This is a genomic window from Parabacteroides gordonii MS-1 = DSM 23371 (genome assembly GCF_000969825.1).
Taxonomy (GTDB): Bacteria; Bacteroidota; Bacteroidia; order Bacteroidales; family Tannerellaceae; genus Parabacteroides; species Parabacteroides gordonii.
In genome coordinates this window covers 3,583,409-3,604,444 of record NZ_KQ033919.1, presented here as the reverse complement: position 1 = coordinate 3,604,444, position 21,036 = coordinate 3,583,409, and the positions used below count along the sequence as shown (strand labels likewise).

General features: G+C 39.2%; 18 protein-coding genes and 1 tRNA gene. 3 read left to right on the top strand and 16 right to left on the bottom strand.

The genetic code is table 11. From position 1 onward, the window contains the following. Positions 1-19: 19 nt before the first annotated feature. From HMPREF1536_RS13665 to HMPREF1536_RS28160, 13 genes are read right to left on the bottom strand one after another with little or no spacing between them, the layout of a single operon-like run. Positions 20-247 (bottom strand): hypothetical protein, encoded by a 228-nt coding sequence (locus tag HMPREF1536_RS13665; protein WP_028729657.1) that lies wholly within the window; start codon positions 245-247, stop codon positions 20-22. Continuing rightward, positions 244-3,003: a hypothetical protein gene (locus tag HMPREF1536_RS13660; protein ID WP_028729658.1), complete on the bottom strand. Its 2,760-nt coding sequence runs from the start codon at positions 3,001-3,003 to the stop codon at positions 244-246. The genes HMPREF1536_RS13665 and HMPREF1536_RS13660 overlap by 4 nt, the downstream gene beginning before the upstream one ends. Positions 3,004-3,057: 54 nt before the next feature. Then, positions 3,058-4,398 carry a glycine-rich domain-containing protein gene (locus HMPREF1536_RS13655; protein WP_150115625.1) on the bottom strand — a complete coding sequence of 447 codons (1,341 nt, stop codon included), beginning with the start codon at positions 4,396-4,398 and terminating at the stop codon, positions 3,058-3,060. After that, entirely contained in the window at positions 4,398-6,656 is a 2,259-nt protein-coding gene (locus HMPREF1536_RS26660; protein ID WP_052349912.1) for a hypothetical protein, read from the bottom strand. Before HMPREF1536_RS26660 ends, HMPREF1536_RS13655 begins: the two co-directional genes overlap by 1 nt. A 1-nt stretch (position 6,657) precedes the next feature. Then, entirely contained in the window at positions 6,658-11,412 is a 4,755-nt protein-coding gene (locus HMPREF1536_RS26655) for a hypothetical protein (protein ID WP_028729660.1), read from the bottom strand. Next, positions 11,402-12,052, bottom strand: a complete 651-nt coding sequence (locus HMPREF1536_RS13640; RefSeq protein ID WP_028729661.1) for a hypothetical protein — start codon at positions 12,050-12,052, stop codon at positions 11,402-11,404. The genes HMPREF1536_RS26655 and HMPREF1536_RS13640 overlap by 11 nt, the downstream gene beginning before the upstream one ends. Position 12,053: 1 nt before the next feature. Then, positions 12,054-12,506, bottom strand: coding sequence for a hypothetical protein (locus HMPREF1536_RS13635; RefSeq protein ID WP_028729662.1), 453 nt, complete (start codon positions 12,504-12,506; stop codon positions 12,054-12,056). Next, positions 12,503-12,931, bottom strand: coding sequence for a hypothetical protein (locus tag HMPREF1536_RS13630; protein ID WP_028729663.1), 429 nt, complete (start codon positions 12,929-12,931; stop codon positions 12,503-12,505). Before HMPREF1536_RS13630 ends, HMPREF1536_RS13635 begins: the two co-directional genes overlap by 4 nt. Next, positions 12,928-13,443 carry a hypothetical protein gene (locus tag HMPREF1536_RS13625; RefSeq protein ID WP_028729664.1) on the bottom strand — a complete coding sequence of 172 codons (516 nt, stop codon included), beginning with the start codon at positions 13,441-13,443 and terminating at the stop codon, positions 12,928-12,930. The genes HMPREF1536_RS13630 and HMPREF1536_RS13625 overlap by 4 nt, the downstream gene beginning before the upstream one ends. Next, positions 13,443-14,741 (bottom strand): phage terminase large subunit, encoded by a 1,299-nt coding sequence (locus tag HMPREF1536_RS13620; RefSeq protein WP_044193324.1) that lies wholly within the window; start codon positions 14,739-14,741, stop codon positions 13,443-13,445. Before HMPREF1536_RS13620 ends, HMPREF1536_RS13625 begins: the two co-directional genes overlap by 1 nt. Further along, the gene (locus tag HMPREF1536_RS13615) at positions 14,738-15,307 is read right to left on the bottom strand and encodes a hypothetical protein (RefSeq protein WP_028729665.1); all 570 of its coding nucleotides are present in this window, start codon (positions 15,305-15,307) and stop codon (positions 14,738-14,740) included. The genes HMPREF1536_RS13620 and HMPREF1536_RS13615 overlap by 4 nt, the downstream gene beginning before the upstream one ends. A gap of 17 nt (positions 15,308-15,324) precedes the next feature. Next, on the bottom strand, positions 15,325-15,930 hold the full coding sequence (locus tag HMPREF1536_RS13610) for a Mom family adenine methylcarbamoylation protein (RefSeq protein ID WP_044193327.1): 606 nt from the start codon (positions 15,928-15,930) through the stop codon (positions 15,325-15,327). After that, positions 15,927-16,490 carry a ParB N-terminal domain-containing protein gene (locus HMPREF1536_RS28160; protein WP_225607934.1) on the bottom strand — a complete coding sequence of 188 codons (564 nt, stop codon included), beginning with the start codon at positions 16,488-16,490 and terminating at the stop codon, positions 15,927-15,929. Before HMPREF1536_RS28160 ends, HMPREF1536_RS13610 begins: the two co-directional genes overlap by 4 nt. 183 nt (positions 16,491-16,673) lie before the next feature. Between HMPREF1536_RS28160 and HMPREF1536_RS13600 the strand changes: the two genes are divergently transcribed. The 3 genes from HMPREF1536_RS13600 to HMPREF1536_RS13590 all read left to right on the top strand — a co-directional run bounded on the left by HMPREF1536_RS13600 (position 16,674) and on the right by HMPREF1536_RS13590 (position 18,747). Then, a complete protein-coding gene (locus HMPREF1536_RS13600; protein ID WP_028729667.1) occupies positions 16,674-17,225 on the top strand; it encodes a hypothetical protein in 552 nt (183 codons plus the stop codon). 301 nt (positions 17,226-17,526) lie between these two features. Next, positions 17,527-18,429, top strand: coding sequence for a hypothetical protein (locus HMPREF1536_RS26650; protein WP_052349913.1), 903 nt, complete (start codon positions 17,527-17,529; stop codon positions 18,427-18,429). Between the two features lie 243 nt (positions 18,430-18,672). Continuing rightward, positions 18,673-18,747 (top strand) — tRNA-Val (locus tag HMPREF1536_RS13590). Positions 18,748-19,065: 318 nt separating this feature from the next. Here HMPREF1536_RS13590 and HMPREF1536_RS13585 read toward each other — a convergent pair. The 3 genes from HMPREF1536_RS13585 to HMPREF1536_RS13575 are packed head-to-tail and all read right to left on the bottom strand — an operon-like array spanning position 19,066 to position 21,035. Beyond that, positions 19,066-19,374 (bottom strand): DUF551 domain-containing protein, encoded by a 309-nt coding sequence (locus HMPREF1536_RS13585; protein ID WP_081693410.1) that lies wholly within the window; start codon positions 19,372-19,374, stop codon positions 19,066-19,068. Next, a complete protein-coding gene (locus tag HMPREF1536_RS13580) occupies positions 19,340-19,696 on the bottom strand; it encodes a putative quorum-sensing-regulated virulence factor (protein ID WP_028729669.1) in 357 nt (118 codons plus the stop codon). The genes HMPREF1536_RS13585 and HMPREF1536_RS13580 overlap by 35 nt, the downstream gene beginning before the upstream one ends. A gap of 13 nt (positions 19,697-19,709) precedes the next feature. Then, the gene (locus tag HMPREF1536_RS13575; RefSeq protein ID WP_028729670.1) at positions 19,710-21,035 is read right to left on the bottom strand and encodes a PcfJ domain-containing protein; all 1,326 of its coding nucleotides are present in this window, start codon (positions 21,033-21,035) and stop codon (positions 19,710-19,712) included. Position 21,036 lies beyond the last annotated feature (1 nt).

The following is a 21,036-nucleotide window of genomic DNA, read 5'->3' as shown; positions in this document are numbered from 1 at the left end:
GAAATAAAGAATACAGAGTTCAAACAGAGCGTTCCATCTTAGAAATGACCTGATACACTTTTCGTTCACTCATACTATACTGATCGGAAAGGAAAGAAACAATATAAGCCTTTTTCAATCCATCCCTTTTTAGCCGGGCATACTCATTATAAAGATCGACATGTAAAAAATCAGATGTATTCAAACCTGCAGAATAGAGTTTTTCTAATAACTCCTTATTAAAGGCTAATATTTCATGAACTTTCATATAGTAGAATTATTTTGGATCATTTTTACTCGGTTCTGAGCTTCTGTAAACTCAACTACACTAACCACGGGAACCGGCATTTCCTTTAATGCTTCAACAAAGACAGCTTTCAGTTCGGCAGTATCGAACCCGCCACTGGAACCCGACGGGAATATCGGAACATTAGAGAATGGAACACCACCGCCGGCGACATTAACTGCACTGGCAATAGAACGCAGTAAGGGGTTAGACATTGAGTGTTTATTTATAATACCTTCCCCTCCTTCAGCTTCGATCAGAACCCCACCTGAAGCATGCGAAGGACCTGTGATTTCACCACCATCAGCAAATTTCGGATTCTTTTCTTTGTTTACCAACTGTTTTGCTTTTGCGATATTTGCCATAACAGATGCAATAGTTGTAGCAATAGCAGCAATATTACCAGGGAAAGGTACAGACTGAGCAGCAGCAACCCCTTTCGAGATAGCTTCTGCCGTACTCAGACCAATATTAAACAATGCTACAGTTTTTGCAAAAGCGGCCAACGCTTCATTATCTTCTGCAAAACTATCCAACATGGACGAAAAAGCATCCGTGATCGTCGTTACAGCTGCCATCTGGACCAGAACAGCTTCATTCTCTGCATTAATACGCGCTTTTATAGCATTCTGTATATTTTTTTCACCCTGTAACTTTGCATTCTCATAAGCTGCATCCGATTCATACAAAGCAGCTTTGGTAGCAGCATCCATATTTACAAATAAATCATAGTCAGCTTGGGCCTGCTGCACTTTTAAGTCATATTCTTGCAATGTCCCCTCTTTGACCTGCAAAATCTTATTTTCCCATTCCAAGCGGATATATTCAGATTGCTTATCGAACTGTTCTTTCCGGAATGCTTCGTTTTCATCTGCTATCAATTTGTTGTAAGCTGCATTTATATCGGCTTCCGATTGTCGGAGTTCTTCAGCCTGTTGCAAATTAGCGGCAAGTTCAGCCTGGCGATTCTGCTCGATCAGGGAAAGCCGGAGATTATGTTCCCGTGATGTTCCTTCTTTGACAGAGTCAAGTTGTAACTGGATACGTTCAGTTTCTTTTTTTATCTGAGCCTGAATAGAATCATCAGATAGTTTCTTTAAATCTGCATCACGCTTCTGTTCGGCCAGAATTATAGAATCATTCAACGCTTTCTTTGCTGCATCAGTTAAATTCTTTTCAGTACTGAGCTTGCGTTTCAAATCTTCGATCTGTCGATCATACTGAACATTTACCGTTTGTCTCTGTTTTTCTATCCCTTCCTTTACCAAAGATAAAGCAGCATCTTCAGCCTGACGAATTAATTCAAGTTCCTTGGCCTGCTGATCCTTTTTTATCTCCAGGGCCTTTTGTGAACTCTCCTTCCTAATGGAATTTGTCTTATTTTGAAGTTCAATCTGTTTCGTATAACTATCACGTTGTTTGTCTACCACATTTTGAAACAAATCTGAAAACTCTCTCAAATCAGATATTGTACTCTCGGAAAGACCAAGTTTAGATATAGCATCATCGGCTTTCATAGACCCACTAGAAACAGCTTCTAACATATCCCGAACTTCCTGAGTGACTTCTTTCTGACCTAACAAATTAGCCAACTTCTTTTCCCCGAGTTCGATCTGTTGCTTCATATCGGCTTGTTCTATTTCACTAGCCTGTTTTGCTGCTGCAATACGTTCTTTGGTCGATTTTGTTGTATCATCGGAAATCATTTTTAGCCGTTCAATCTCTTTCCGCCCAGCTGCACGCTGCATATTCAACATTACTTCCTGCTTTTCCAGCTGCTGACTGATATCGTTCAACTCATAAGCTAGTTTTATTTCACGCTGTAATTCATCACCAATCCCGGCAAAGGTCGCTTTCATATCTTTAGCTGCCCCTTTAAAGTCACCAGAGAATACTTTAACCAATGCACCTCCAAATTTAGCAACCCGATCAATTATAACATTAATAGCTGCTCCCAATCCGGCCATGACATTACTCAGTAACTCAGTTCCCTTCTGTGTTTTTGTCAAATAAGCGACAAGAGAACCCAGCGCGACAACGATCGCACCGATACCGGTACTGATAAGGGCAATCTTCAAAATTTTCAGTCCCGTAGAAAGCAGATTTGAAGATATGGCAGCCGCTTTTTGGGCTCCGGACATTTGAGTTGTAGCAGCAGAGTTCAATTTGTAATCAGCGGTAAGAGTTTTGATTTCTAACTGAACTTTTTTGTACAAAGCAAGGAATGGAGACATTACTTCGCGAAGAGTACCCTGAATCTTAGAGAATATCCCAGTTTGATTAACAGCCGAATTTATAGCTTCTTCGTATCCTCCTACTGAACGACGATAATCACCCAACTTTTGTTCAGACGTTTTAATTTCCTCGTTGAGAGACTTTATTTTCTTCTGCAAATCACGTCCTTTCGCTGATTCTCTTTCGATTTGACTAAGATTTACATATACCTTATTCAGCCGGGAAAGTTCAGCACGCATAGATTGCAAACTACCTTCCTGGTCCTCTATTGATTTATTATTGTTCCTGATCTCTTGATTCAACAGTACATTATGTTTCCTCAGATTCTTTATTTCATCTTCATACTGTTTATAGGCTTCCTTTCCTTCCAGTGTCGTTTTATTCAACAGGGCTTGTTCTTCCCGAAGTTCCGCAATATCCTGCTTATTCTCCTTGAGCCGTTTCGATGCTGCATCATTTTTAATAACTACTTCTAATATTACTTGTTCTTTATTATCCGCCATACCTCTAATTTTTTATATTTGATACTCCTACTAATTAGATCCTATAATTAGACTTTATTCAAAGGATTTTACATAATATCGGATTATTATTATACCCTGATACCCTCTTCCGGGACGAGAAAACTGCCCGCTAGAGACTCCCATGCCACCGCCACCGGATCCATAGAATGTACCATTTCCGGCATTGCCCTTAATACTGCCACCACCTCCGCCGGTTTTATTTCCTGAATATTCATATAATGTACCATTGCTATATTCAACATAACCACCGGTTGCCGCATATCTTACAGTACCAGTCAAATCCGGGTCTATATGAGATAAGTCTCCAAAAGGACAAAGTGTGCCATCTTTAGTGTAAGGACGTCCACCATTACTTTCTTTTCCCGCTTCTCCTCCTGCTACAGTATATTCTCCAAATGTTGTTGGGTTTCCTTTTTCACCACCATACGATAAAGCAGTCCAATCCCCAACTGATAATTCAAATATTTGATTTTTTGTGAAAGAAATATCTTCTACATATAATACTTCTCCACCTCCGCCACCACTGACCCAGTCTCCATTAGTGTTTACAGAGTTTGAACCGTCACCACCACCTCCGCCACCTACTATAAAGATGTCTATTTTTTTTGTATTGTCAGGCACAGTCCAACAGGTCCGAGATATATCAGTGATTATCTCAAATTTTTCAACAAGGGGTATTTCACTTTCTTTTATCATACGGGTAACTTTCAATATAACAACTCCCTGATAACCATTTCCTCCTTTTCTTATTGCGTTACTAAATGTCCTGTATATAGTTCCACCCCCTCCGGCAGAACCGTAAAAAGAAGCATTATCAGCAGCAGTAGAGCGATTGGCTCCTTTTCCTGCGCCAGTATTCCCTCCTACATTAGCCGTAGTAGTAGTACTCCCATCTCCTCCATTTGCTCCAAATAAATCAGTAGATATGATAGATTCCGATTCTATATCTCCAAATGGACAAGCTGTTCCATCACTCCCGATTGATGGCAATGAATTTGTTCCGGCAATTCCACCATTACCACCCAATGCAATGAGCGTTCCAAAAGATGTATCACCTCCTTTGTTTCCCGCATTATTGGCTGTTGTTGCTGCACTCCCACCTTGTCCGATCACAACATTTATTTCTTCTCCTTTAATGAATGGCATGTTTTCCTGATATACAACTGCACCACCTTCCCCAGCATATCCAGCTGTATAGGAACCATAAGATGTGGATGCTACTGGCAGACCACCTCCACCACCAGCACCAACCAGAAAGACATCGAGTTTTACCGTATTGGCAGGTACTATGTAAATTCCTGATGATTTGATTACCACCAACTGGGCGACCTCTATCATTCCAGAAGCAAAAAGCATTGATCTTCTTCTGTTCATTATTCTACGTATTCATTATAAATAAAAGGTTCAGACGCACGAACAGTATATTTCCAGTCCGCCCATAATATGCTAAGTTCGCACGCTTCTTTACCTGCCAGTTCTGGCAATTCTGATACAATAAGCAGTTTTGAACCTTCTGAACCAGCATTGGCATTTAACTTGATGGTAAAAGTTATTTTAGTGGTTGAACTACTTGTGTTTCTAATTAGCAAAGTAGTAACCGAGTTATGAAGTGGATAAAATCCTGCTGGAACAATTAGCAAATTTTTGCTAATACTCATATCAAACACCACATAACCACCAGTAAAAGGTATATTCTCACCAGAAGTAATGACCGTCTTAGCGTATGTACATGCTGCCCTTACAGTAGCATCCTGCCAACCTTCACCTGCTACACCTCTCAAATCCAATAAATAATGATATATATTGTCAGAATTTGTAACACCTTCGGATATGACAAAAGATAACAAATAATGAACCACCTCCCCATCATATCTTTGCATGATGGAAGTACATCGGGAATAACCTTTCTTGTATGAATGATACGGACCTTCGGATCGGGAATATATAGGTATATTTTCTTGATATGCCCTTTCCATATCCTCTATTGTGTTACCGTTTATAAATGAACCCCAATCCAATTCACTAGTGGTTCGTACTCTATTTATTTGAGTAACATCACCTATTTCGATATATTCACTATTTGAGTTTCCCCATTCAGCTACACCTGGAGCAGTGTTTGTTAAAACCTGTCCCACTGCCCCACCTGCCGGAATAAAATTAAAACCTTCTCCGGTGGGAAGAACATATTTGTTTGCTCCTTCTTCAACACTTTCTAGCTTTGTCCCTTCTGCATCTGTTATAAGACGTTTGCCTGTCTCTCTCAGGACATAACGTTCATTGGCTTCATTCTTTGTATAGTAATCAGACAAATCGACAGAAGTAGAACCTATCAATTCAAATTTACTTGAAGTTTCATCCCAGATATATTCATTGTGAACGTCGTTTCCCGATCCTGTTTTTGGAACTAAATAGATCGTACCTTTAACTCCTGTATCCGGCAGTACCGGGACTGCTTTTATATCGAATTGAACGATACCGGCTATCTGTTCATTTGTGTAAGTCTTGGCTGTAGCCAGGCTGTTTGCAATTTCCGTTCTAAGTTCGGTATCATCATATGCTTCAGGGGCGACATACTCGACAAACGCACCAGATGTACTACCGTCCGATTCCGGGACAAACAAATACTTTTTACCTGTTACAAGCCCGGTGCCATCGGCAGACACATTACCCGATCCGATTCCGGGTTTACCTATCTGGCCTCTGGGAATACTAAAGTTCAGGATATACTTGGGATTTCCTTCAGGAGTTATACCGTTCTCAACAACTTCTACAGAGGCCGGTTCTGTCGGTTCCAATGTTGTCGTCGTTCCCTGTTCAAATATTGCCGGTTGTCCGTCTTTTCCGGCAGGTAATGTAAGATTCAGGATATACTTCGGGTTACCGGATTCATCTGTACCATCAGCGATGAAACTGCCTGAAGGAGTATCTCCGGATTTGGCATTGACTGATTTAAGAACCGGGGTTTTACCGGGACTACCTGTATCTCCTTTCGGGATAGACAAAGAAATTACGTATATTGGGCTACCGTCCGTATCGTACTCTTTGAAGCTTATTTCAGCCGAGGCCGACTGGCCCGGTTCCAGTGTTGATACACTCCCGGCTTCGAACTTCGGAGTTTTTCCCTTTTCTCCGGTTTTACCTGCAGGTAACACAAGGTTTAGTTTATACCTGGGATTACCGGATCCGTCCTCTCCATCAGCAGTCAAGGTAGCAGAGGCCTTTTCGCCATCTAAGACATTACCTATACCGAAAATTGCTGTTTTACCGGCCTTACCAGCCGATCCACGCGGAAGGGTTAGGTTTAGCTTGTATTTAGGCGATCCCTCCGGTGTCTGCCCGTCTGGTATGACCTCAGATGAAGCTCCGGTTCCTTCCTCTCCAGTGATCGTCGTACCACTGTTTAGTACCGGAGTTTCTCCCCGGGCTTTCTCTCCTGTGCTAACACCATTAACAACCCAGTATCCATTTTCATTGATTGAAGGGGCCGCATCATTGGCCACCTGCTTTTTGAAGTTCCCGACAGTTATACCGGCATCCGTACCACCTAAATCGGTCTTTGTTCCCAACAGATAATCATTGTCCGATAAACTGGGAAACTTTGTGAAATCTTTTATATCCTTTATTCCTGCCATATTACTTATAATTTAACGCTATCCATTTTATGTATATTGAACCTTGAACACTTATTGCTCTAACCGCTATAAACTGTAGACAAACTCCATTTACACACAATACCACTGGATCATCTCTGTCTGTGGCAACTACGCTCTGTGACTGGCAACCACCTATTCCATACCCGTTTTGAGTAGTAATATAAAGCCATGAAGCTGATTTTGTATAAGGAGGAAATGTTGATTCACAAATCGTCACGATTTTCCCTTCATATAATATATCTGACGGCAATTGTATAAAAACTTGATAGCTGGTTGCATAATTCCCCGAAAAAAGCTTTATGTTTAAATCTCCAATAAGTCTATATGTTGGATAGATTGTTCCAGAGACTCTTACGGCGTCTGTTTCTGATAATTCTTTAAATGCAACTTGTAAATATCCACCAAACACACCCTTCTCCAAAAAAACAGAACCATCCTCATAAAGTCTAGTAGGGGCACTATCCCGATTTGCGTACGAGGCTCCCAACGCTATACGGGGATGAGTATCGGCATTGCCGTCAATAACCACATTCCTATTTTGACTCTGGATTGTCAGGTCAGAGAACCACCAACCTGCAATATTTGCCTCTTCGATCAATGCCAGTCCCGTCGCTATACTTTCAAATTGACCTTGAAATCTTTCCCAATATGCAGACCCGGCACTCGGATATTTATTACTGAATGAACCGGCAGATGTTTTAGCCATCCAAAATACTTTAGTTCCCGGAGTATCTTCAGTATAAACCGCATCAACATGTTGTTCCGTTCCGGTATAGATTTTTGAAGCATCATATTTTTTTCTGAATGTCAATGAAGGACCGGCTCCTCCATCTTGACCGTCTGTTCCCGATATTCTTACAGGAGCAGACCAAGGCCCCTTTTTAAAACCACTGCTAAAAAATACAGCCTTACTCATCCAGAGCGGAAGGGTACCAGAAGGAGGATCCCGTGCCCAACCAGAAGGAGGCAATTTATCCTCCTCTGGAGTAACCGGTTGCGTCTCTGACCTTCTATAAACTCCATATGTGGAATAACCATCTATACCAGGATCACCATCTTTTCCATCTTCCGCCCATTTTGCGTATATACTAGGATTAGAAAAGTTGCTCCATCGACCATCTTTTTTTACTCTTTGAGACACCCATAATACTTTATACTCTGCGGTAACGCTAAGAGGGGCAGAATACCATTCCATAGGGACATGACCATCTTCCTGGCTATTAGTTATCGCTGGTGGCGCATAATTCTTTGAAAGGGCATAGATGTATTCGGTACTAGTACCATCTTTACCCCATCTGGACCATAGGAATACTTCGGAGAATGATCCCCAAACACCATTCGCTTTTTCACGCTTACAACTCCACTCAAACTGATTCGTTATGTCTGGCCCTACCGGATCATCCGTCCAACCGACAGGAACAAAATCCGCAACATTTTCAGAAACCTTCGGCCGTGCCGGTTTTGCGTCCTCCGTAACAGTACGCTGAAATATCCACTCCACATCTGTACCGTCCATACCATCAATCACACGGACAATAGTAAATTCCTGTTCATAGACAGCAAGTCCCTCACAATTAATCTCCAGTTTTATTTCTGCCTTTTCTTCCGTTACACCATGAACTACTAAAAGACCATCAGTGACCGTATATGTGCATCCTGTACCCACTGAAGTAACCAGATATTTACCTTCTCCAAGAATAGTACTGTACCGTAATGGAGTCGCACCTTTCGACACCTGGATTTTGGTTGATATACGAAAGTTTTGTGCTACAACCTGAGCCGTTCCTGTCACAACATGTTTATCACCGGTAACGATATCGACCTGTTCTGTCAATCCATCTTTCGTATTATATACTGCACTATAAGTTGATAAGGTTACAGAATATGCATCCTGTCCCTTCAAATTGTTATCCAGGCCGGGAACGTTCCAAACGTTTCCTCCGAAATAAACATTGTTCAAATAGATTGATCCTTCGGCTAGGGACTCTCCATTTATGATAAGGTCGGAAAGATCACCCCATTGCGACGAAATATGTTTCCCTGGATTAATCTCCCACGTGCTGACATTACGAAGATATCGCTGATAAATCCTTGTTGAATAAGCGGAATTCTGCCGGTTCTTATCAGTAGGATGACCGTACACGGCAAACTTCATAGCCATGCTGGGATGAATCGTTGTACCGGGTTTCAGTTCATATCTGAAATGAGCATTATCTATGATCTCTACCGGAGTAAAATAAGCAGTCGAGAAACCAACCATTGTCTTAAATCCGGCACTGTCGGTTCCTTCCGTTGTCTCATTTCCGGTCAGGTTATGAAATATGCCACGACAAAAATCATTCACATGTAATCCGGCAAGTTCGCCCTCTTCCAGCTTCAATTTCACGATCTTATTCTCTGTATCGACAGACTCGATCAAACCGAAAGCTATGGCATTCCAAAGTTCACCCGAAACAACGTCGATACGGTTAAACCGTAGTTCAGGTACTTCCAAGAACTCCCATAGTTGAAGGCTACGCATTTCGCCTTCCCCTTTTTCATTTATCTTGGCACCGGAGCCATGAAAGCCGCCTACATAATTGCCAAAGGTAGCGCCTCCTTTAAAGGCGATCGGAAACTCAGTTGAATCCGGCTTGTCTTTACGAAGGAATATTCCTTCACTGTCACTCTGAATATTATCCTTGATAGTTTTTAAAGCAACTCTTTTAGCATCCCCCTCTCCTGTATCCAATGGCAAATACATATCATTTGTCACCGTCCCGGTTTCGTCCAATTCACGAATCAGCTTTCCATCAGTAGATGTTGCAACAGCCAAAGACATTGCCGTATAAAGAGCGACCGTAGTAGGTGAAAATTTCAACGGTGTTGTCGGATTTACCAATATGGCGTTTCTCAAAGAGGTTTCACCTTCCCCCGTTACATCTACCCCATCAATGAGAGCCAGTTCTAAATCAGCTTTACCAACCTCTGTATAGTTATTTACCGATAGCAACATGTAATAATTACCATCTGCATACAATGGTTTACAAAAAGACAGGTTCGGGAAAAAGGTCGGATCAAGTTTTGCCTTTCGATATGAAATTCTCGGTTTATTTGCGTAAACACCTAAATACCCCGTCCAATATCTACGGACCAGGTTGTCATATTTCAAAGGTTCAAAAGTAAATGAACGGAAAGTGACAGTTTTCATATCTGCATCTATCCATTTCCCCCAAACTTCCAGCGCAACGGTCCCATTCTCCAACAATAACCGGCACTTTGACGTTTTATTCAAAGTATATTCTGCTTTCCCTTCTTCAACCTTATAAGTATATAGAGGAATGTTTTTGTCAGTAGCAGCATAAGGAGACTGATATACCGTATTCTCCTGCTTATCGTACGTGTCTGCTGTAAACGTATATGCCCCGAACGATTTATCAACCAAATCATCTTCTGCATATTTCAGCATATTCTTTTTAGTCAATCCATAGGAATATTCCAGCTTATCATCTTTTTTATCGATAAGCATTTTTGAAATATTAATCGCTCCGGATTTATTCAGGATTACATCATCTACATTATAAAATGACAAAACACTTCCCTGCTGTTCAACCATCAAGCCAAACACCCCCATGACAGACTTTATAAAGTCCATCGTCGATATATCCGGAAGATTCTCCCGGATAGGATAATCCAATAAGAATGCCGTCTGGGAATAATCCTTTTCATTCTCCGGAGCAAAAGAGAGAGTCAAATCTATTTCAAAATTCCCAGTCTTAAAAGGATCGTAAATACCAAAACAAATATCACCTGCACCAATGTTTCTATACTCATCAATATCTTTTGATGCACTTTCAAATATATCGAACATAGGAGGCTCACCTTCCTTAAACTCAACAGAAGGAGTGAATATACCGAACTTCCACCCAGTTGCAGCATTATTCGCTTTTACTGTACCTTTTATCCGATATCGTCCACCTAATGGAATTTTAATAAAGGTTACAGGCAATGTGCGATATATAAGGTCATGCAGTTTCTGATGATAAGGAGCATTTTGGTAACTCAAATCAGGTAGAATATCATAACGTTCCCTACCGGAGATCAGATCAGATGTTGTTGTCCCCTTGAGACGGAAAGCCAGATTCTTTGCAACGTCCTCACTCCCATTTGTTGTAGGTAACATCAACCACATTTTTTCGATCACAGATCGATAGGCGTTATTCATAACAAACGACTGCCCAACAATCATATCGAATAATGTAGACACTTTAACTGCTGGCCGTAAATGTTCGGGATGCTGTCTTTGCATTCCGTCTAACTTTGGAACCCATTTTACAAAGTCCGTTTCGGTCACACTATAGTCCCAGGGAATCAAACCACTATCCGGAAAAATATCTTTTAGCTTGTAATCATTGAGACTTGTCAACCGTTTATTCCCTCCGAATTTGATCAGAACTTCAATTGTTTTACTGGCAGATTTAACGACTGCAACACCATCATCAAACAGAGTGATACCATCCCTGATTACTTTTGCTGTGTGTTCTACATGTGGGTAGTCACTTTCTACATTCACCTCCGTTGAGAAACCAAACGTCTGAATGTTATGTGCTGTTTTAGGAAGCTGGATAGTATAAGAATAACCAGACAATATTGTTGACATATCAGCCGGCTTACTCACAGCACGATTCAATACGACACCCGATCCACCTTCCGGTAAATCAACCTCTACATTATCAATGAATAGTTTATCTTTCATTCGGTAACACTATTGTTATATCAAAATCCTGCAATGCGGCTTTTGTTCGTTTATACTCTTTTGCTTCAACCTCTACATTCAACCACCCATCAAGTACAGAGGCCTGTACAATAGCACTTTCCTGAATGGCCGTAAAGTCTTCAAATGTTTCCCTGTCCACCAAAGCTGTGAACAGAGTTATTTTATTAACCTGACTGAATGATAATTTATAAGTCAATCCTCCGATACCAGCTGTCTGAATATTCTCTAATTTCCGGCTGTCCTGATGAATACAGAATTCGTATGAATCTAACTCACCGCTACGGCTAATCCAGCGTAATGTGATATGTGCCCCATCTCCGGAGAAATTGACAACCTTATTGCTTCCATAGACAACTTCAAAGATTCCGGAAGCGAGAGATACACCGGATTGCACCACGGACCAGGCAACATTCTTTCGGACTATCCCACTAGATAATATGTCAAGAGTGAACAAGGACTTCAGCAGTCCTGACGCATCAAACACCGCTGTATTTGCTATTGCAGACACTTTTGTCTTCACCCCTTCAATAGTGATATCATACTCCCCTACTCCTTCCATTATGAAAAGAACCGGATCAAAAACATACTGCGTATCCGTTGGTGCGTTTACTGTTGCCATATTATTTATTCAATTTTATAGATTCAAACTCCAATCTCATCAAGAAGCCGACACGATCCTTTATACGTTCAATTGTTTCCGGAACCTCTGTTGTATATACGTCTGCATCTGATCCCATACGGTAAAGTTGTGTTCCTTCCCTAGCTATTTTGCGAGAAACTAAATAAGCAAAAGAATTGCGCTCAGACTGGCTATCGAAAGATATACCTTTATCTATTACCCACTGCTTTATGATCTGATAAAATCCTGCCGGAACCTTACCCGGCTTACGTCCAGTCTCTAATGTTTCAAAGGCCATACGCCCGAACAATATCCCGCGATTCTCTGAAACATCTGTATGCATGGAGCCAGAAGTACGACCAGAAGCTCTACGACCGGTACTGTCAATATTGGATATTATTCGTTTCCGAAGATCCTCCAATTCTTCAAATATTATGTTCTGTACTTCTTTCATAGATTACGTTCACATATTCCGGTTACTTCTTTTAATGTCACATCAAAGACAATGCCTGATGTCACTGCATTAAGTTTATTATATGCAACCTGGTACTTCATCACTCCACCCAAAAGTTCAAAGTATCCCGTTTCGTTCAACTTCACAATAAATCTCATGGCTAATGATTTCATCCGATCTACAACACTGTCATTGTCCTGGCCATTACCATTCAACTCTACTTTATCTAAGAAAGCCAGCATCCCGTTCTGGTTGTCACGGATATTTCCATTTTTAAAGTCCAGTTCCCCGGAAGCAGGAAGAACATACACGACGGCCGGAAGTGGTGTCCTGTCAATCTCCACATTAGCCAGGGTCCAATCCTCAAAAACGAACGGTACTCCTAGTGATTCAGCAACCTGTTTCAATTTATCCTGTACTGTCATTTCTGTTTACTTATTATTTGGTTCAACCTCCTTTGATACATTCCGTTGTCATAGTCGATCTTCATCATTGCATATATCCGTCTCTCCGGCAAATCGAATACTGCTTCATGAGAAATAGACAGACGTTGAGCAATCCGATCGACAACGCCAAAAACACCGTGATCGATCCCATAAAATCCAGCTTTTACTTCTTCCGCCGTCGGATTATATTTGAATGTTTTTTCGTCACGGACTGTCATACGTTCCAGTTCCTGATAAACAGACAGACCATAGTTGTAGACAGAGATAAAAGGCTTACTCATCACCTCCTTCTCATCTAGTCCTAACAATACTTTTTGAGGAATAAACAGAAGGTCATACCTTGTATTCATGGAGGATAAGTCAATACGTTGACCGTATGTCAGTTCTGGTATTTTCACCGGAATAAATACAGTCTCCAACTGATCCCAAAAGTCAATACCTTTTAGCATCAGAATCACATCTTCAATAGTAGTCTTACTCGTTATCTTCATTACCAGTTATATGTTGAGTTACCCGTACGCGGGGCAACAAGTCTATACATTCCCATTATCAGCATATCTAAATAGTCCGGAGACCGCTTTATTATACCCTTCATTGCTTCCTTGCTGATGATATCCTTTTTCCGGGTATCCTTATCTACATTTGCCGCGATCAACAGCTGTAGTTCTTCAGCAATGTGTTCCGCCTGATCCGGTCGGCAAATGATCTGCAACTGCCGTTTGTTTATCATTTCGGCCAACTTGTATGCACATTCGGCTTTCAGGTTCGCATATTTATTATTGAATGCAGATGCACCATTCTTAAATTCTTTGATCCCGTTTAGATAGCTCTCCAGATAACTTCCTAAACCATCACTGTCTGCAACTGTCTGGGACCTGCCGACACCACGCGTAACCATGAGCTTTCGCAAATCTGTTTCAATCTCCCGACCAGATGATTTGTCTTTATCAATCTCGATTGAAACCCGTAAGCCTTCCCAGTAACCCGCGACAAAGTGATCTCGTCCTTTCATTGCCAGGTCGGCACTTATAGCCTTCCCGCCGATCAATGCACCGGTATTGGTAAAGCAATCCATCACTGCATCGTAATCAACTAGAGAGTTCGGATCACCGTCATACTCCCAGTTACCCAGATAAAGACGTTGATACGTTACTTTGTCCTCTGTCTGACGAAGGGTATCAACATAGTCCTCTGTTACAAACGGGTTATCTTGTACTAATGCCGGTATGAATGCATACGGTGCTTTGATCTTACCGTCTTTCCAAGGCTTATAAAAAGTCTTGTATAACCAGTTCTTTTTCGGGTTACAGGTTATCAGTATTTTCGACGGGATATTATAGACATCATTCAGGTGTCGACCTGTACGAGTTTTCAACACTTCAAAAGCCAGACCGTTGATCTCTCCGGCTTCCTCTATCCATCCCCCGGTAAACTCTTTCGATCCTAACCGTTCATACATTGGGTCTTTATATGGATAATAAGTCAAATCCAGATAAACGATCTCCGAACCGTTATCGAACTTGATTCCGTCGTTTGTGACACGGTAACCGGTAAACCCGTGATATTTTGCAACTTTACTAAACGTTACCGATACTGAAGCCTGTGAGTCCTTTAGATTGTTACGACCAACAAACCAGCGTGTACCAGGCAAATGAAAGGCACATTGCATCAACCATTCACACCCTAACCAAGATTTTCCACCACCTCCCGCACCGCCGTACAGGATGAATTTATGTTCACTATCCGCTAGATAGTTGTAGGCAAGCCGCTGTTTTAAATTTACCTTCATTCATCAGCTTGCTTTATTAGCTGTTCTACGTTCGGTGTTACCGGCAGGAAATTGAAACCGGTAAACTGTATCTTATTACCGCCCGTTGTCACATCAACTTTTTGAGTTCCGTTTATTCCAAGAAGTTTACAACGCATTTCAATACATCGTTCGATACCGGCCAGATAACGCGGATCGCCCATGTTGATAATTTCCTCTCCCAGAACACGGGTAGAAGATTTCTTTTTACCTTTTGCCGGATCACCCTCACAATCATCTTTCTTCTCAACAGACTTCTTTTTCTGGTCCGTCTTTGATTTCTCCCAGGCTTCCCAATACTCGCGTTCCAGCTTGTTGATTTTCCCGAGTTCTATTGTCAATTGATTATTAACAAAATCCTTCCGGGCCTCCTCAGACTCTTTCAGTATCTCCTTAACATCATTGAATACTGTTACATGGGAAATCGTACGGCCAGTAATGGCAGATACAGACTCCGCAATCTCACGGAATGTATACGCTTTAAAGTAAAGAGGGGCAATCAACTGTTTGTCCTGCTCTTTTTCTCTTGCTTTTCTTGTTGCTGCCATTTGTTAAACCTATATTGTTAAACTATTACTCTTTTGGGATAAGGCTTAGATATAGCCCTTATAGATTTGATCATCCTTCGATCAATCGGATAAACATATTTGATCTTCGTTTCACCTTTGATCACTTCTGCATGTGGATCAACATTCTTCTTCAACCATTCTAATGTCGATGTTCCATATTTGGATACAACTGATCTCCGGTGAATCAATTTACCATTCAACATAACACCACGTTCCGAAGAAAACTCACCTAAGTAATACCAGTTTGTTGCTTGATAGATCACGCCGATATGTCCCTGATTCCGATCTGCATAACTGACAATCAACTTGATTAGCGGTGCATCCTGCCTAATTGTTTTCAATGACATAGACAAAGCTTTGGACGTGCATTCCTGTTTTCCGTTCAATGCCACACGGACCAACTCCATGACTTGCCCCTGGACCAGATTAAAGCTCGATGCAATATGTTGATTGGCTCCATTAGAAAATAATATCACTCCACACCACTCATCCGAATCATTGAAGACAGAATAACCAAGTCGAGACTGTGGTACAGCTTTTGCATAATGATATTTCAAACATGCAAATTTAATAGCCTGGTATGAAGCCTTTTCCAGTCTCATAATTCACCACCTCCCACAACATAGGTTATACCTTCAAACTTTTCTATAAGTACCTTCAATCCTACTTCAAATCGCTCAAACTGTTTCACACTTTGAAATGATATCTTCACGAATGGAAGAGCAACTTTTCTTTCTGCAGTCAGTTCATCCGGAATATCTTCATCCTGATTTTCCATATCGATAGTCACTGATGACAAATCAATCTCCCAACGATCCAATTCATCTACGCCAAAATCTTTTACAACAGCATCAAAATCAAAAAATGACGTATCAGATGTGTGGTTGTCCGCTAAAGCTAATGCCTTACGCCGGGCATCTTCTGTCGATAAGTCTTTACGTTTGATCGCAATAAGTTCCGTACCATCACTTTCAATAACACGGACTTTTAAGCCTAACTCCTGGGCCTGCTCATATACGCCATTGCCGGCAATGATACAATCATCATTGTCAAAAAGGATAGAACGACCGGCACCACATTCTTCAAGGCTTTTCCGGATCAGACGTTTGTTCTTTTCATCATGGATACGATAGTTATTTGGATCAATCTTTATATTACTCATACATACAGATTTATATAAAGACAAATATAATAAAAATATCATATTGAATACATAATACACAATATGATGTTTAATATAATAAAAAATATTCATATCTTTCGTGATATGAAACTATATGGTAATATAAAATAATTTATAATTCTTATATTTGCAATCATAGAATTTAATAAAATTATATTATACATGATTGTGAACCTTTATCGGTTGAAACGAAATATAAACAAAGCTCTCGAAGATGAAATCCATCGTTTAGGAGTCCCGTATAAAAGAAAAATAATATATTCAAATGGTCGCTGGATTGATCTTGTTGTTCCGATCTTTAGTGGATATACAATAAATATAGGTTATACGGTTGAAAAATTATGGGATAAGGTACGCTCTTCCACAAAACCTAATTGTAGTCAAAAAACTATTGATAAAAAAGCATATGATTTAGCTATTGATATAAGTTTTTATAAGTTGAGAGAGGAATATCTAAATTCACCCGATAAAATAAAAAGTCAGTTATTAACCTACCAATGGACTGATTCTCAAATACAAAAATTAGAGGGTCCCCCTCGTTGTGAAGGTGTAGAACGAATAACAGCTCATCATTTACCCGAAACTAACATAAATGACAATACGATTAATATGCAATTCGTTTTTTCTACATATCATAAGGCTGGACATTCTGGAGGTTCTCAATGTTGGAATATAAAAAACCTAGAAATATGTGGCACACTTGAAATATCTTAAAAGAAAGTAGATAGTTCATAGGCTTCATTTTAACCTAATGGCTCAGTTCTTGTCATTCAATTTCAATCTATGCTCCTTTTATTGTCCACAACCCAATACTTTAATTTTTCATAATTAGCCATTCGACAAATGTAATTTTAGACAATTTTTCATTCTCTCTATATTTTATCATTATCTATCACTACAATTCATGATAAATATTACATTTCAAATATATTTTTATAAAAGTTCTATTGGTTCTTGTACTTTTATAATTCATTATATTAGTATATTTGTGCCTAAACTAAAAAAACAAACTACCATGATTGTTAACTGGGATGAAGCATATAGCCGATTATATGAAATAATCAATGCAGAAGGAGATTCTTCTAAACCATATTATTATTCAGGTCCTAAATTCATGAATATTTTACGTGAATGCGACTATACTGTTCCTATAGATTATACACAGTATATAAATACAAGAAAAGAAAGAGGACTATCTACCACAAGGATAATATACTACAAAGATCTACTTGATTCGCTTTCTGAAGAAAATAGAGAAAAAGCATATTTATCATTCATAGCCCAATTAACCCCATACAATTTAGAAAAATTAGATGGATTAAAAAAGATGTTCATAAAACAAGGCGATCAAACAATACAAAAAATAGAAGTACCTGACCCTCAATTAGGAGAAGAATGTTATAATGATATTCTTTTGACTATAGATAAAGCTCTAAAAAATCTTGAACAAATGGAAAGAATATATTCTAAGATGGGAGAAGAAGAAATCAGAGATTATCTAATACCGTATCTTGCAACAAGATATAAAGATACTACAGCAACTCGTGAGTCTTTTAATAAATCAGGTAAGACTGACATACTTTTAAAACATACAGATAATTCCAATTTATTTGTAGCTGAGTGTAAAATATGGAAAGGGGCTCAAGGTCTTCATGATGCTATATACCAGCTATTTGATTCATATTTAACATGGAGAGATAGTAAAGTAGCATTATTATTCTTTGTTCATAATGTTAATTTATCCGCTGTCATAAAAACAATAAAATCAGAAGTTCCCAAACACCCTTACTATGATTGCTACATTAAAGATAGTAATGAAACATCATTTTCGTATATATTTCATTTTCCAACTGATACTGATAGAAAAATTCAACTTGAGATTATGGTTTTTCATTTTCCATTAAAAAAAGAAGATTGATATTCAGAATACTATGCCAATAGGACTTCTTGGGTAGATAGTCCTATTGGCTAATTTTGACTATTGTTCCTTCAATTAACAAACAAATTCAAACAGCTCTAAATAAGAGATTTAAAATTACCCAAACAGACAATGGTATAATTTGTAGGAATAATTACCTTGATCAGGTAAGCTTGATCAGAAAAAATTTACTAACATCTTCATGATTCGCTTATTCATAACTTTTCTTATATTTGCCAAACTGAACCGTTAGCTCAGCTGGTTTAGAGCGCTGCCTTGACAGGGCAGAGGTCGCCGGTTCGAATCCGGCACGGTTCACTTTTTAAATATTATATAAGTCACCAACATTATATACTACATGAAGTATTTTTGTAAAGAAGATAATTCAACCAAAGGATTAGAACATTACTCTGCTGACATTCAAAAAATTAAACGAGAACACAACGCTGATCGGAACTCAAAACAGTCACAAAAGTTCTCTTATATTAACATAGCTATTGCAATAGTAACACTTATTGTTTCCGTGATAGCATTAATCCTTCAATAAATACATTTATGTTCTTTTTAATGTCGACTCAATACTTAATTTTCAATTTTTCCGCGTTTGTTCGCCTTGCAAATAAGGTGAGCAAAAGTTCAATTCTCTTCTAATTCCGGTATCGGCATCCAATGCGTTACTACTCCAAAAACCTTATAGGCATTTTCTCCGTAAATTACAAACCCGATATTATTGTCGCAATAATAAGCTGTAGATTTGCTTCCATATTGGCTCCTTACCAAGACGATATTTTGATCACATGGTAACCCTTCCTTAACGCTTATCCAGGGAGACTGTTTGGTACCATCTATAAAACCCTTCGCATATACCTGTCGAAGATACACTTCGATTACGGCTGGTTGGTTTATTCGGTTAGCCAATTGGCTTGCTATATCTTTTAGTTTCATCTTTTTTATCTCCTAATTGCCTGATTTCTTCTTTTAAAGCATCCATGTTATCTTCAATGTACGCCTGGACTTCCGCATTACATTTCTCATTGTTGTATAGCCACATCAAGTATGTAGCCGGAACATTTGCCATTTTCTCACCCTTATATTTTCCCCAAGGCATAAGGGAGTTATCTTCAAGTCTCATATTTATTTCTATTGCTAGTATATACAATTTTAAACCGTCTTCTCTATCGAATGTGCAAATCAAATGAGTTTTGTTATTCAATCTTTTTTGAATATAGCTGTCAATATTTCTACCAAAAACAGGAACATATTTCATAACAACTTAATATTTACGCCGTCAACCTTCGACGGATCAGGTTCATATTCTTTTTCACAAGTTCAAGTATCTGATTATGATACTTTGTATTATTATTTCCATGCCCATAACATTGATTGACCGTCATAGTCGTTAAATTTATTTCGATTGTCTCAATGTGTTTATCTCCAATTCGAGCGGAAAGAACAAGGGAATTAGTCTTTTTATAATACTCATTTGTAAATACACAGTGATTCAAAGCATCCCCTTCTTCTTTAAACTCTTCAACACTACGTAGTACACGTACCACTACAACCCCATCATTGAATTGAACATCAAAGAATTTACCTTTCTGTTCTTGATATTTGAGATTGTCTTCCTTCATCTTTTCAAAAAGTCGTTTCCGTCGTTGTTCTGCATAAATAGCTTTTTCACGATCAAAGGTAGCACGTTCTTTAGCCAATTCGCGATTCCGCTTATTCATATACTCATCATGAGCATTTCTTAAATTAACAGGACAGACATAGTGAGCATTGCGTAAATCCTTTTTGTAGTAACTGAGTAACATCAAATAATCAAGCCACATTTTTGCATCTTTCACCGAATAATGGTTACGCATACATATCTTGATCGATGGCCAGTATCTTTTTATTTCATCATCATATCCTGCACACATTCTACAGAGCAAATCAAACTGACAGGCTTTAAGTAATGTTTCAGCTTGGTTATTTGTACTGATTAGATGAAAGAAGTTAAAAGGATAATAGCCGTACATCTTTCCTTTGAATCCATATTTTCTCCAAACAGAAAGATATTTTCGAACAGGATAACATGCATCGCATCCAACATTGTAGGCATGTTTATCTCTTCCCCTTAATTCCATCTCACTTTCAAAACACCACGCATCACTATAATATTGATGGGTATTAGTAAGTTTTGCAAATGTTTCAAATCTACCATCAGGCAGGAGCCATCGCTGAACAACTTCCGCAATTTTATATTGTGCCTCACAGCCAAATTTGAATTCCTTCTTAATCATAAAATAACGGAATACTTGAAATCCCTGGCATGTTGTTATAATAGAGAAATACTCTGCTTGAAAATCATTCTTTCTCGTACTTGTTTCGATCTTCAACTTACTTCCACAATTGGGACAAAGATCAATTTCTCCATCTTCAAATTTCATTGTATCAGGAAAAACTTCACTACAATGAGTACAAGTAATAATACCTTTTTTCAATCGAAGACCAATACGATCAACGACATTTTCAATAGCCCATTGACGATGTTTCTCAGTAAATTTCGGTAATTGTGCGCTCAGTTTAACTACCAGCTTTTGTAATTTTGTTTTTGGCTTCATG

Coding starts and splice junctions, on each gene's coding strand:
- HMPREF1536_RS13665 (WP_028729657.1), bottom strand. CDS start 247: ATGAAAGTTCATGAAATATTAGCCTTTAATAAGGAGTTATTAGAAAAA.
- HMPREF1536_RS13660 (WP_028729658.1), bottom strand. CDS start 3,003: ATGGCGGATAATAAAGAACAAGTAATATTAGAAGTAGTTATTAAAAAT.
- HMPREF1536_RS13655 (WP_150115625.1), bottom strand. CDS start 4,398: ATGAACAGAAGAAGATCAATGCTTTTTGCTTCTGGAATGATAGAGGTC.
- HMPREF1536_RS26660 (WP_052349912.1), bottom strand. CDS start 6,656: ATGGCAGGAATAAAGGATATAAAAGATTTCACAAAGTTTCCCAGTTTA.
- HMPREF1536_RS26655 (WP_028729660.1), bottom strand. CDS start 11,412: ATGAAAGATAAACTATTCATTGATAATGTAGAGGTTGATTTACCGGAA.
- HMPREF1536_RS13640 (WP_028729661.1), bottom strand. CDS start 12,052: ATGGCAACAGTAAACGCACCAACGGATACGCAGTATGTTTTTGATCCG.
- HMPREF1536_RS13635 (WP_028729662.1), bottom strand. CDS start 12,506: ATGAAAGAAGTACAGAACATAATATTTGAAGAATTGGAGGATCTTCGG.
- HMPREF1536_RS13630 (WP_028729663.1), bottom strand. CDS start 12,931: ATGACAGTACAGGATAAATTGAAACAGGTTGCTGAATCACTAGGAGTA.
- HMPREF1536_RS13625 (WP_028729664.1), bottom strand. CDS start 13,443: ATGAAGATAACGAGTAAGACTACTATTGAAGATGTGATTCTGATGCTA.
- HMPREF1536_RS13620 (WP_044193324.1), bottom strand. CDS start 14,741: ATGAAGGTAAATTTAAAACAGCGGCTTGCCTACAACTATCTAGCGGAT.
- HMPREF1536_RS13615 (WP_028729665.1), bottom strand. CDS start 15,307: ATGGCAGCAACAAGAAAAGCAAGAGAAAAAGAGCAGGACAAACAGTTG.
- HMPREF1536_RS13610 (WP_044193327.1), bottom strand. CDS start 15,930: ATGAGACTGGAAAAGGCTTCATACCAGGCTATTAAATTTGCATGTTTG.
- HMPREF1536_RS28160 (WP_225607934.1), bottom strand. CDS start 16,490: ATGAGTAATATAAAGATTGATCCAAATAACTATCGTATCCATGATGAA.
- HMPREF1536_RS13600 (WP_028729667.1), top strand. CDS start 16,674: ATGATTGTGAACCTTTATCGGTTGAAACGAAATATAAACAAAGCTCTC.
- HMPREF1536_RS26650 (WP_052349913.1), top strand. CDS start 17,527: ATGATTGTTAACTGGGATGAAGCATATAGCCGATTATATGAAATAATC.
- HMPREF1536_RS13585 (WP_081693410.1), bottom strand. CDS start 19,374: ATGAAACTAAAAGATATAGCAAGCCAATTGGCTAACCGAATAAACCAA.
- HMPREF1536_RS13580 (WP_028729669.1), bottom strand. CDS start 19,696: ATGAAATATGTTCCTGTTTTTGGTAGAAATATTGACAGCTATATTCAA.
- HMPREF1536_RS13575 (WP_028729670.1), bottom strand. CDS start 21,035: ATGAAGCCAAAAACAAAATTACAAAAGCTGGTAGTTAAACTGAGCGCA.